Raw genomic sequence first — 11,726 nt, forward strand, 5'->3', positions numbered from 1 at the left:
CGTTCTGGGCGCGCCTCAATCGTAGCCCGAGACGGTCCCGGGCTGACAATTTCGACTGTAATGGACGTTCTTAAACGACTAGTCAAAAGGGACACTCTTTGGTTTAACACCCACAAATCTGACTGCCTCCGCCAAAACTATGGCGGTTTACTACGATGAATCGCTCAACCGCGACCACTCCGAAACTTGTTGAACTAAAACCGCAGGTAGATGCCTTGCACTTTTTAGCGAAAAGCCGGCGTGGTTGGAATACCTCAATTCATCGTAGTAAACCGACATAGTTTCGTATTTCCAGCAGTTCCAAATTCGTCAATACGTCGGCGTTTGCAAAAAAGCCCGACCTCCGTGGGAGATCGGGCTTTCAAGGCTTAGTTAAACCAAGTCTGTACGGTCAAATGACCCGTAGCTTACATCTGCTCGGGAGCGGAGACACCAACGAGGGTGAGCACCAGGGCGAGTGTTACGCGGACGGCGTCGCAAGCGGCCAGACGGGCACGCGAAAGCTCGGGGTCGACGGGACGGCCCTCGCTCGGCAGCACCTGGCAGGCAGCGTAGAAGCTGTGGAAGTCGCCGGCGAGCTCCTCGGCAAAGTGCGTCAGACGGAACGGGGCGCGGTCGCGAGCGCAGCTGGCAATCAGGTCGGTGAGCTCGTTGAGCTTACGCGAAAGGGCGAGCTCGGTCGGATCGGTCAGCAGCGAGTAATCGACGTTCTCACCGATGGCCTTGGCGGCGACGGCCTTCATGCCCATCTCGTCAGCCTGCTCGGGCGTAACGTCAGCGGCACGGCGCAGGATGGAGCACACGCGGGCGTGAGCGTACTGCACGTAGTACACCGGGTTGGAGTTGTCGCGCTTCTTAACGGCCTCGATGTCGAAGTCGACCATCTGGTTAGAGCTCTTGGAGATGAGCGTGTAGCGAGCGGCGTCGGAGCCAACCTCGTCGACGAGCTCCTGCAAGGTCACCATGGTGCCCTTGCGCTTGGACATACGGACGGGCTTGCCGTTGCGCAGCAGGTTGACGAGCTGGCCCAGCAGAACCTCAAACTTGCCGGGATAGCCAAGAGCGTCGCAGACGCAGCGGACGCGGTCGATATAGCCGTGGTGGTCGGCGCCCCAGATGTCGATGACGTGATCGACGCGCTGGAACTTATCCCAGTGATAGGCAACGTCGGAGGCGAAGTAGGTGTACTCGCCGTCGGACTTGATCAGGACGCGGTCCTTGTCATCGCCCAGGTCGGTGGAGCGGAACCACAGGGCGCCGTCCTTGGTGTAGAGGTAACCCATCTTGTCGAGCTTCTCAAAGGCGCGGTCGACGGCGGAGGTGCCGGCGGTCTCGCCCTCGGTGTCCTTCACATACAGCGAGCGCTCGGAGAACCAACGATCGAAGTCGCAATTGACGGCGTGGCAGAGGTCACGCATGTTGTCGACCATCTTCACATAGCCGCGCTCGCGGAAGCTCTCCATGCGCTCCTGAGGATCGGCGTTGACCCACTTGTCGCCGTCGGTGCGCCAGAACTCGGCAGCCTCGTCGATGATGTAGTCGCCGCCGTAGGAGTCCTTGCCCAGGGTCTCGGCAAAGTTGTCCTGGTACGGATGGGTCTCGGGATGCTCGTCGTTCTCGTCGGCAACAAAGGCGTCGCGGTCGGCGATCAGCAGCTTGTGAGCCTCGTCGATATCCACGCCCTGCTTGGCGATGATGTCGGCAAGCTGCATATAGCGCGTGCTGATGGAGTTGCCGAAGGTGTTCATCTGAGAGCCGTGGTCGTTGATGTAGAACTCACGCTGGATGTCGTAACCGGCGTGGTCCATAACACGGCAGAGCGAGTCGCCCAGCGCGGCCCAGCGGCCGTGGCCGATGTGCATGGGGCCGACGGGGTTGGCGGAGACGAACTCGACCTGGGTCTTCAGGCCACCACCGACGTTGGACTTAGCGAAGTCCATACCCTTCTCGCGAGCCTCGCCAAAGATGGCATTCTTGACGGCAACGGAGAGGTAGAAGTTGATGAAGCCGGGGCCTGCGATCTCAACCTTCTCGATCGCGGGGTCCTCGGGCATATGGGCAACGATGGCCTCGGCGATCTTGCGCGGGGCGCAGTGGGCCAGCTTGGCGGACTTCAGGGCCATGGTAGAGGTCCACTCGCCATGAGAAGTGTCAGCCGGTCGCTCGATAGCGCAATCGTCAAGTTCAAATGCGGAAAGGTCGCCGGCCTCCTGGGCCGCAGCAAGCGCAGCGCGTACCAGCTCTTCAATCTTCTCGGGCATAGATCCTCCTTGTGTTAAAGCCCCCGAGCTCTTGGTCACTCGTAGGGCAAAAGCCAGAGTTTGTAGCACTCTATCACAAGCGACGGGCACTGTCGCAGGGTAAAGCTAATAGATATTGCATATGCACAAAAATGACTACAGCTTGTATGGAGTCACTCAAAGATGCCGGTCTGCCTGCAGATTATGCAGGCGTTGAAAATGTATAAAGGTGTGAATGAGCTGCGTCTGTTATCGAATACTCTTACCTATCAGAGTTGTGTGCTTTTCCTGCATAAAGTAAGGGTTTGCGCACGTCAGCGTGTTATTCTAGACATACGTAAATTCGTATAAGTTGGAGGTAGCATGTTCTCAATCGGTCAACACGTCATTCATCCGGGTCAGGGAGTCTGCACCGTCGTCGGTTTTAGGGACGACACGCCGCAGCCCATGCTACTGCTCGAGACCAAGCAGGGACATGCGCAGACGATCCTCATGTACCCCGTGGCGCAGGCCGACCGTTTGCACGCCGCCATCTCGCAGCAAGATGCCGAGCACCTGCTGAGCCACTATGACGAGCTGGAGTGCGACACCTTTACCGAGCGCAACAGCTCACTTGAGGAGACACACTTTAAGCAGCAGCTCAAGCTGGGCGCGCCTGAGACGGTCCGCGTGGCAAAGACCATGATGCACCGCATTCGCCAGGCCGAGGAAGCTGATAAAAAACCCAGCTCCTACTACATGCGCGTACTCAAGGAGGCCAAACGCCGCTCCATCGAGGAGTTCGCCGTGGCCCTTGGTGTCACCGAGGAGGCCGCCGAAGCCCGCCTAGCCCAAGCCGCCCTCAACTAACCTGCCAAAAAGGGACAGGTTTATTTTGGTAGGTTTTATCTGGCCAAACGTTAACGAACAATTAGTAAATGGCCGGGTGCTCCGTTTTGTTTTTGAGCGCCCGGCTATTTTTCCATCGCCGCAGAAATACATGAAGTCCATTTGCGATAACATCACTCGAGGGCCATCAAAATCGATGCAACCAACGCTCACATCAACAACAAGCGCGCCCGTCTTGCTCAATTACCATTTAAAAGCATCAATTTGAAAACGCAATAACATTTCGGCAGGTAGCAGCTATAGTCGGTGAACTGAATCTCGACAACCGTGGTCTCCGAATGCAGTATCTTCAGCTCATTCAAGCTAAAGGAGGGACCATGCCGAGAAAGCCTCGTTCAAAGTCACCAACCGGTTATTTCCACGTCACGTTGCGTGGAAACGGAGGGCAATTGCTGTTTGACGATGCCGAGAACCGAATCGCCTTGCTTCAGATCCTTGATGCGATCCTCCCCAAACACAATATTGAGCTTATCGCTTGGTGCCTTATGGGAAACCATATTCATCTGCTCATCGACGATCCGGACGACCGCAAGAGCGACGCGATGCATGCGATAGCCGTATCGTATGCGGGCAGGTACAATGCGCGGACGGGTCATATCGGCCACGTGTTTCAGGAGCGATTTTGGGATTCGCCCATCAAGTCGGAAGAATATTTACTCGAGGCAATTCGATACATTCATCTGAATCCCCAAAAGGCAGGACTGGCGGCATACCACGAATATCCATGGAGCAGCCATCGCGAGTACCTAATGAGTGCCAGGTCACGGCCGCATGTCACCGGCAGCGTTGTCGATATTTTATTTCCAACACCTCGCTCGTACCTTCAGCTCATGGAAAGTGCGCCGTCGCTTCCCTATCGCCCCAGCGCAACAGCTAAGGTGCGCGAGGAAGATCTATGCGAATTTGGCACAGCAATCGTGCAGAGTGTCGCAGGATGTGCTCCGACGGAGCTCAAATCCATTTCTAAGGCGCTACGCAATGAGGCGATTCTCGCGCTTCGAAAAGAAGGATTAACGATTAAGCAGGTTCAGCTGCTGACCGGACTGGGAACATGGATTATCAAGAACGCGGCCTAGCCGTCGGTCGGCAATGGCGGCCGTCAGCCCGCGACATCCGCAGATACGACAAACGCCTCCGCAGCTTAAAGCTAAAACGGAGGCGTTTTCCCAGATAAAACCCGCCAAAATAAACCTGTCCCTTTTTGGCAGGTTAGGCCTGGAAGGTATCGCGATCGGGCGCGAAGGATTGCATGGCCGCGATGGTACGGTCGAAGAGCTCGGGGAGCTCCCAGCCCAGCATCTCGGCGCCCTGCGAAATCACGTCACGCGAACAGCCGGCGGCAAAGCGCTTGTCCTTGAACTTCTTCTTGAGCGACTTGGTCGTAAAGTCCATAACGCTTTTGCTCGGGCGCATGATGACGGCAGCACCGATCAGGCCGGTGAGCTCGTCGCAGGCAAACAGGATCTTCTCCATCTGCAGCTCGGGCTTGGGCAGCGAGGTGTTGAAGTCGGACGTGTGCGTCTGGATGGCGCGAATGAGCTCGGGCGATGCGCCCTCGCCCTCAAGAATCTCGGCAGCATAGATGGTGTGGTTCATGGGGTCGTCCTCATGCTCCTCCCAATCCAGGTCGTGCAGCAGGCCGACGATGCCCCAAAACTCCTCGTTCTCGGGGTCGAACTCGCGCGCAAAGTAGCGCATGGTGCCCTCGACCGTCTCGCCGTGGGTGATGTGGAACGGGTCTTTGTTGTGCTCGTTAAGCAGTTCAAACGCGCGGTCGCGGGTGATTCCGGCGGAAAGCGTCTGGGACATGGCAATACCTCCAGGTGAGTCGGTGCTAGGACACGGTGTCACTATCGTATATCGCCACGGCTCAAGCCGAAAGACAGAAAAGGTATGCGGAGAAAAAAGCCGGGCGAACGTGTCACCCGGCAAAACCGCAGATAAAACCTGCCAAAATAAACCTGTCCCTTTTTGGTAGGTTTAGGGACGGACCTGGCCGGTGCCGCGGAGCTTGTATTTGTAGGTGGTGAGGGCCTCGGCGGCAAAGGGGCCGCGGGCGTGGAGCTTTTGGGTCGAGATGCCGATCTCGGCGCCCAGGCCAAACTCGCCGCCGTCGGTGAAGCGCGTGCTGGCGTTGGCGTACACGGCCGAGGCATCGACCGCATCCAGGAAGCGCTCGCAAGCATCCGTGTCCTCGGCAACGATGGCCTCGGAGTGCATCGTGCCGTAGCGGTTGATGTGTGCGATGGCCTCGTCCTCGCTTGCCACGACCTTCACGCTCATCTCGAGCGCCAGGTACTCGCGACCCCAGTCCTCCTCAGTCGCGGCGACGTAGTCATCACCCTCGGCAAGCCCGGCATCGGCGCATGCGGCGCAGGTTGCCTCGTCGCCGTGAATGAGCACGCCGTGGTCGTGCAGCACGGCCACGACCGCGGGCAAAAACGCATCGGCCACAGCACGGTCGACCAGCAGCGACTCGGCGGCATTGCACACGCCTACGCGCTGGGTCTTGGCATTAACGATAATGTTGAGCGCCTTATCAAAGTCGGCGGATTCATGCACGTAGATGTGGCAGTTGCCCGTGCCCGTCTCGATCACCGGCACAAGCGACTCGCGCACGCAGCGCTGGATCAGGCCCGCACCGCCGCGCGGAATGAGCACATCGACGATGCCGCGAAGCTTCATGAGCTCGCCGGTGGCCTCGCGATCGGTGGACTCAATCATCGAGACGGCCTCGCGCGGGAAGCCCTTGGTCTCGAGCGCATCGGCCAGCAGCTCAGAAATCATGGCACACGAGTGATAGGCCAGCGAGCCGCCGCGCAGAATGCAGGCGTTGCCGGTGCGGATGCAGATGCCCGCGGCGTCGGCCGTCACGTTGGGGCGCGCCTCGTAAACCATGGCGACCAGGCCCAACGGCACGCTCACGCGGGTCAGGTCCACGCCGCTTGCGAGTATGCGGTGGTCGAGCACGCGGCCAACGGGATCAGGCAGCTCAGCGAGCTTTTCCAGGCCGGCGGCCATGCCCTCAACGCGCTCGGGCGTCAGCAGCAGGCGATCGAGCAGTCCGGCCGAGGTACCCGCATCGCGCGCGGCGGACATGTCGAGCTCGTTGGCGGCGACGATGGAGTCGACACCGTTGCGCAGTGCTGCGGCCATGGCGCGCACGGCCTCCTGGCGCTGCTCATCGCTCGCCGTGGCAAGTGAGGCCGACGCTGCCTTGGCGGCAACGGCAAGATCGTGGACATACGTGGCTATATCGACCGACATGGGCGGCCCTTTCTCCTAGAAGTTTGCAACCATGGTAGCCGATTTGCGCATGGCCTCGCCCGCGGCGGTAGAATTGGTCAACCCGAAACACCGCAACGAACGGAAGACTCACATGGCCCTCATCACTTCATACCACGTCCCCGGCCTTTACGTCGAGGACCACAGCATCGACGTCCCCCTTGACTGGCGCGGCCTGGAGCCGATGCTCCTGGCCGTCGGCAGCACTATGCGCCGCGGCGCTATGCCGGCACCCATCGCCGGCGCGCCCGAGAGCATCAAGCTCTTCTACCGCGTGGTTTGCGCGCCCGACCGCATCAACGACGATCTGCCACTGCTCCTGTTTTTGCAGGGCGGCCCCGGCGGCGAGAGCCCGCGTCCGCTGTCGCCCACAAGCGACGGCTGGATTGAGGAGGCCGTCAAGCACTTCCGCGTGGTCCTTCCCGACCAGCGCGGCACCGGACGCAGTAGCTGCGTGGACGGACGCAGGATCAAGGCACTGGGTGATCGCGCAACGGCCGCCGGCGCCGATACAGCACGCTCGCAGGCGGACTTCCTCAAGCGCCACCTCGCCAGCTCCATCGTGCGCGATTTTGAATACCTGCGACTGGTGGGCTTTGGCGGCAAGCCGTGGGTCACGCTCGGCCAAAGCTACGGCGGTTTTTTGACGCTGAGCTACCTGTCGCTCTTCCCCGAGGGCGTGGCGGCGAGCTTTACCTGCGGCGGAATCCCCCACGTGCCGGCGAACGCACGCGAGGTCTACGCGCACACCTTCCCGCGCATGGCCGCCAAGACGCAGCAGTATTATGACCGCTACCCCGCTGACGTCGAGCGCGTGGCAGCCCTGGCCGATGCGCTCGAGGCTCAGAAGCCCGTGCTACCCGACGGCTCGCCGATGACGGTCGAGCGCCTACAGCTCATGGGCAGCGACTTTGGTATGAAGCCGAGCTTTGAGCGCATGCACTGGATTATCGATCATGCTTTTGTTGACGGTGACGGCACGCTGGCCTGCGGCGCCTCGGTATCTGACAGCTTTTCGATGCGCGCCTTCGAGCGCACCAACACGCGTACAAACCCGCTGTATTGGACACTGCAGGAGTTCATCTACGCCGACGGCGACACCATGCCCATTCGCTGGGCCGCAGCAGAGGAGAAGGCTCACCGCGCCGAGTTCGACACCCTCGCGCGCCCGCTCATGTTTACCGGCGAGGCCATGTTCCCGTGGATGTTCGAGCAGATGCCCGAGCTCAAGCCCTTCAAGCCCGCCATGGACCTGCTGATGGAAGACACCAGCTGGGACAAGATCTACGACCCGCAGCGACTGGCGTGCAACGAGGTGCCCCTGCAGGCCGCGGTGTATTTCGACGACATGTACGTGGATTCGGGCCTGCAGCTTGATACGCTCAGCCGCGTGGGCAACTCGCATGCCTGGGTGACTAACGAGTTCGAGCACGATGGCCTGCACGGCAGCGTGGTGTTCAAGCTCCTCTTCAACGAAGCCCTCAACCGAGGAGACCTGCGCCAGATCTTCTAGCAAAGGAGTGTCCCCACCTGCCGGCACAAAAAGAACGTCCCCAAGTGCCGAACAAGTGCCGGCAACGACAATGCCGCAGGTAGAGAACGGAAAGCGAAAACGCCCCTAAGCGAGCAAGGTGACGTGAAAGAGGAGGGCATTGACCTTTTGGTCATGCCCGACGATTGAACGTCAGATTGCCGCTTAGGGGCGTTTGCAGCGTCAATTGGTTATGCGAAGACGATTAAATTATCCCTGTGTATCGCCGGCTTCTCGGCCAGGTTAGCGAGCAGGCGGTTGCTGGCGATCTGGTCCTGGCGGCGACCGGCAGCAAGTTCCAGCACGTCCGAATCGGCCTCGGCGATACCGCGGGCGACAACCATACCGCTCGGGTCGCACACGTCGAGCACATCGCCCTCGGCAAACTGGCCATCGACCTCGCGAATACCCACCGCAAGCAGGGAAGAACCACGGCTGACCAGCGCCTTCGCAGCACCATCATCGACCGTCACCGAGCCATGCGCCTTGTCGCCCAGTGCGATCCACAGCTTGCGGGGTGCGATGTCCAGACGCTCCGCCGGCGGATCGAACAGCGTGCCCACGCTCTCGCCGCGGGCGAGGCGCACGAGCGCATCGGGCTCCTCGCCCGAGCAAATCACGCTCTGAATGCCCGCCGTCATCAGGATGCGGCTCGCGCGAATCTTGGTAATCATGCCGCCCGTGCCCACCGATGTGGAAGAATCGCCCGCCGAGGCAATAATCTTGGCATCGATCTTATGCACGACAGGAACAAACTCGGCCGTGGGGTCCTCATGCGGATTGGCAGTATAGAGGCCATCGATGTCCGAGAGCGTCACGCACAGATCGGCAGAAACCAGGCAGCTCACAAGCGCCGCCAGTGTGTCGTTGTCGCCAAACTTGATCTCGTCGACGGTAACGGTGTCGTTCTCGTTGACGACCGGCACCACGCCCAGCTCCACCAGGCGCAGCAGGGCGTCGCGCGCGTGCAGGTAGGACGTGCGACGCGCCGTGTCGTGACGCGTGAGCAGCACGAGCGAGGTGAGCAGATCCCGTGCATGGAATTCCTCGTCGTAGGCCGACGAGATGATGCACTGACCAGCCGAGGCGCAGGCCTGCAGGCTCGGCAGGTCGCCGACCGGCTTGCGGTCGAAGCCCAACACGGGATAGCCGCAGGCGATAGCGCCCGAGCTCACCACGACCAGGCGCCAGCCGAGCTTGCGCAGGGCTGCGGCCTGATCGGCAAGCCCGCCGATAAAGGTGCGGTTGACCTTGCCGTCGGCGCCCACCACCGTGGACGAACCGATCTTTACCACCATCGTTTTATAAGAAGTCGTCATACGTCAAACCAATCGACTGTTCAGCGAACGGACGAACGGGCAAGCGAGAAAAATGATCCGTTTTCCTCCGTCGCATGCGGATCATTTTGCCCAGGGAAAGGCAGAGGCCGCGGCCATGTTCTTGCGCACGAGCTCGTCGCGTACCTGAGCCAGGCCCTGCTCCATGCCCACCACATAGGTCTGCGGGTACAGGAAGCGCTTGAAAGCTGCGTCCAGATGATCGAGCGCCCAAACACAGCGCTCGCGCGCGTCCTGGATGCTCTCACGCGGAGCCACTGCACTGCCATCGCGCACGATCGGCACCAGCAGCTCGCGATACTCAAGCTCCGACACATCGGTCACCAGGGCGGCATCATTCACGGCCACGAGGGTATTGCCGCGCGCGGCGCCCTCCCCCGCCAGATGGTCCTCGTCGTAGATCATGTCGCAGACCGGGCCGCCAAAGCCGTCGTAATAACGGCGCACGCGCTGCACGCCCGGGATCGTGCGCTTGTAGGGCTGCTCGGAGAGCTTGACCACCGGCGTCCATGGATCTGCCTCGCTCGCACGGCGGGCGGAAAGCTTGTACACGCCACCCAGCGCCGGCTGGTCATAGCAGGTCGCGAGCTTGGTACCCACGCCAAAGCTATCGATGGGCGCGCCCTGGTCCAGCAGCGACTGAATCGTGTACTCGTCAAGATCGTTGGAAACCGAGATCCCCACATAGGGCAGGCCCTCGGCATCAAAACGGCCGCGAACATACTTGGAGAGCTTGGCGAGGTCGCCGGAGTCGATGCGAATAGCCGACAGACGCTCGCCCACCGCCTCCATCTCCTTGGCAACCGTAATGGCATGCTCGCAGCCCTCGCGCACGTCATAGGTGTCGATGAGCAGCGTACAGTTCTTGGGGCTCGACTTGGCAAAGGCGCGGAAGGCCTCGAGCTCGGAATCGAAGCTCATCACCCAGCTGTGCGCATGCGTGCCAAAGACGGGAATACCATAGCGGCGGCCGGCGAGCACATTGGACGTAGAGGAGCAGCCGGCAACGTAGCTCGCGCGCGCAACGGCCAGGCCGCCATCGGGACCCTGGGCGCGGCGCAGGCCAAACTCCGCCACGGGGCGACCGTCGGCGGCGAGCACCACGCGCGCCGTCTTGGTGGCGACAAGCGTCTGGAACCCGACGATGTTGAGCAGCGCCGTCTCAAGCAGCTGGCACTCGAGCGCAGGACCGGTGACGCGCACCATGGGCTCGCGCGGAAAGACGAGCTCGCCCTCGGGGACGGCGTCGATATTTACATGCGCACGAAAATCGCGCAGGTAGTCGAGGAATGCGGACTTGAACATCGCGCCGCCGGCAGGGGCCTCAAGCGAGGCGAGGTAGTCGATATCCTCGGGCGTAAAGCGCAGGTTCTCGACGAGCTCGGGCAGCTCGGCGGTGCCGCACATGACGGCATAGGCGCTGCCAAAGGGATGGTCGCGGTAAAACGCGGTAAAACAACCCTGCTCATTGGCCTTGCCGCTCTCCCACAGGCCCTGGGCCATAGTGAGCTCGTACAGATCGGTGAGCATTGCAATGTCGGTGGGATGCGAGATGTCGGTCAAAGCCATGGGGCGACCTTTCGGATGTGTGGTGCAGAATTTGAGGGTTGGACGAGAGCAGAGCATGCGGACATGACGCCCGATGCGAGTCGGTTAGAGCAGGCCCATGCTGGTCAGGATCGTGTAGCCCATAAAGATGACAAACGCGATGAGGGCAAGGACAATGATGATTTTTTGAGCCGGCGCCATGCCAGGGATCTCGTTCTCGCCCATAGGCTCCTTGGAGGTAACCATGCGCTGGGCAAAGGTCATCTCGTCACGGCTCGGCTTGGGCTCGACGGACTTGGGACGGGCGGCCTTTTTAGGCTGAGGTTTGGGCGCGGCAGGTGCAGGCTTCGCAGCAGCGGGCTTGGGTGCGGGCGCGGGCGCCGATGCGGATGCGGCGTTCGCGGCGGCCTCCTCGGCCTTCGCACGCTCGGCACGCAGGGCAGCCAGCTCCTCACGCTCGCGACGGGCCTCTTCCCGAGCCTCGCGGCGGGCCTTCTCAGCGCGGAGCTCTTCCAACTCGGCGCGCTCCTCGTCGGACAATGGTTGGGACTCAAGCTCGGCCATGGTATAGCCCTTTCTTTTAAAAAAAGCCGCCGACACAATGTCAGCGGCTTATCAAATCCATGGGTGGAGACGAAGGGAGTCGAACCCTCGGCCTCTGCCATGCGACGGCAGCGCTCTCCCAACTGAGCTACGTCCCCAGGACAAGTCGATATTTTACCTACGGCTCGCCAACTGTCAACGCCCAATAACCAGTCTTTTTGGGACGCGGCTATTTTGACAACTTTTCGAACAGGCGATCCTCTCGATGATTTTTTAAGGCTCTGTTAGACCAGGATTGACATTCCGCCCCGTCATCTTCTTGCGATTGCACAATGGTCGCCCCTTGTCGAATCT

9 protein-coding genes and 1 tRNA gene are annotated in these 11,726 nt (G+C 60.7%); 3 read left to right on the plus strand and 7 right to left on the minus strand.

The window, feature by feature from the left end:
• Nucleotides 1–407 precede the first annotated feature (407 nt).
• Nucleotides 408–2,261 (minus strand): arginine--tRNA ligase, encoded by a 1,854-nt coding sequence (argS, locus tag GPK39_RS08330; RefSeq protein ID WP_215674983.1) that lies wholly within the window; start codon nucleotides 2,259–2,261, stop codon nucleotides 408–410.
• A gap of 342 nt (nucleotides 2,262–2,603) precedes the next feature.
• Here argS and GPK39_RS08335 point away from each other — a divergent pair, with 342 nt between their 5' ends.
• Nucleotides 2,604–3,089 (plus strand): CarD family transcriptional regulator, encoded by a 486-nt coding sequence (locus GPK39_RS08335; protein WP_006235480.1) that lies wholly within the window; start codon nucleotides 2,604–2,606, stop codon nucleotides 3,087–3,089.
• 356 nt (nucleotides 3,090–3,445) lie between these two features.
• Nucleotides 3,446–4,204, plus strand: coding sequence for a transposase (locus GPK39_RS08340; RefSeq protein ID WP_215674985.1), 759 nt, complete (start codon nucleotides 3,446–3,448; stop codon nucleotides 4,202–4,204).
• A 133-nt stretch (nucleotides 4,205–4,337) separates the two neighbouring features.
• On the opposite strand, the gene GPK39_RS08345 is transcribed toward GPK39_RS08340, so the two are convergent.
• Both GPK39_RS08345 and GPK39_RS08350 read right to left on the minus strand, forming a co-directional pair.
• Entirely contained in the window at nucleotides 4,338–4,937 is a 600-nt protein-coding gene (locus GPK39_RS08345; RefSeq protein ID WP_215674987.1) for an HD domain-containing protein, read from the minus strand.
• A gap of 171 nt (nucleotides 4,938–5,108) precedes the next feature.
• Complete coding sequence (locus GPK39_RS08350; RefSeq protein ID WP_215674989.1) at nucleotides 5,109–6,395, minus strand: glutamate-5-semialdehyde dehydrogenase; 1,287 nt, start codon at nucleotides 6,393–6,395, stop codon at nucleotides 5,109–5,111.
• A 112-nt stretch (nucleotides 6,396–6,507) separates the two neighbouring features.
• Here GPK39_RS08350 and GPK39_RS08355 point away from each other — a divergent pair, with 112 nt between their 5' ends.
• Nucleotides 6,508–7,926: an alpha/beta fold hydrolase gene (locus tag GPK39_RS08355; protein WP_252204831.1), complete on the plus strand. Its 1,419-nt coding sequence runs from the start codon at nucleotides 6,508–6,510 to the stop codon at nucleotides 7,924–7,926.
• Nucleotides 7,927–8,135: 209 nt separating this feature from the next.
• On the opposite strand, the gene proB is transcribed toward GPK39_RS08355, so the two are convergent.
• The 4 genes from proB to GPK39_RS08375 all read right to left on the minus strand — a co-directional run bounded on the left by proB (nucleotide 8,136) and on the right by GPK39_RS08375 (nucleotide 11,530).
• Complete coding sequence (gene proB, locus GPK39_RS08360) at nucleotides 8,136–9,263, minus strand: glutamate 5-kinase (RefSeq protein WP_195235027.1); 1,128 nt, start codon at nucleotides 9,261–9,263, stop codon at nucleotides 8,136–8,138.
• A gap of 81 nt (nucleotides 9,264–9,344) precedes the next feature.
• Nucleotides 9,345–10,850: a nicotinate phosphoribosyltransferase gene (locus GPK39_RS08365; RefSeq protein ID WP_035137238.1), complete on the minus strand. Its 1,506-nt coding sequence runs from the start codon at nucleotides 10,848–10,850 to the stop codon at nucleotides 9,345–9,347.
• Between the two features lie 84 nt (nucleotides 10,851–10,934).
• On the minus strand, nucleotides 10,935–11,393 hold the full coding sequence (locus GPK39_RS08370; protein WP_006235473.1) for a hypothetical protein: 459 nt from the start codon (nucleotides 11,391–11,393) through the stop codon (nucleotides 10,935–10,937).
• 64 nt (nucleotides 11,394–11,457) lie between these two features.
• Nucleotides 11,458–11,530: transfer RNA gene (locus tag GPK39_RS08375), tRNA-Ala, on the minus strand.
• Between the last annotated feature and the right edge of the window lie 196 nt (nucleotides 11,531–11,726).

The sequence above is a fragment of the Collinsella aerofaciens genome, from assembly GCF_018785245.1.
Classification (GTDB): domain Bacteria; phylum Actinomycetota; class Coriobacteriia; order Coriobacteriales; family Coriobacteriaceae; genus Collinsella; species Collinsella aerofaciens_AD.

Bases quoted from the DNA above. Each gene is read 5' to 3' on its own strand.
- GPK39_RS08340 (WP_215674985.1), top strand. From the start codon at position 3,446: ATGCCGAGAAAGCCTCGTTCAAAGTCACCAACCGGTTATTTCCACGTC.
- proB (WP_195235027.1), bottom strand. From the start codon at position 9,263: ATGACGACTTCTTATAAAACGATGGTGGTAAAGATCGGTTCGTCCACG.
- GPK39_RS08355 (WP_252204831.1), top strand. From the start codon at position 6,508: ATGGCCCTCATCACTTCATACCACGTCCCCGGCCTTTACGTCGAGGAC.
- GPK39_RS08345 (WP_215674987.1), bottom strand. From the start codon at position 4,937: ATGTCCCAGACGCTTTCCGCCGGAATCACCCGCGACCGCGCGTTTGAA.
- GPK39_RS08370 (WP_006235473.1), bottom strand. From the start codon at position 11,393: ATGGCCGAGCTTGAGTCCCAACCATTGTCCGACGAGGAGCGCGCCGAG.
- argS (WP_215674983.1), bottom strand. From the start codon at position 2,261: ATGCCCGAGAAGATTGAAGAGCTGGTACGCGCTGCGCTTGCTGCGGCC.
- GPK39_RS08350 (WP_215674989.1), bottom strand. From the start codon at position 6,395: ATGTCGGTCGATATAGCCACGTATGTCCACGATCTTGCCGTTGCCGCC.
- GPK39_RS08335 (WP_006235480.1), top strand. From the start codon at position 2,604: ATGTTCTCAATCGGTCAACACGTCATTCATCCGGGTCAGGGAGTCTGC.
- GPK39_RS08365 (WP_035137238.1), bottom strand. From the start codon at position 10,850: ATGGCTTTGACCGACATCTCGCATCCCACCGACATTGCAATGCTCACC.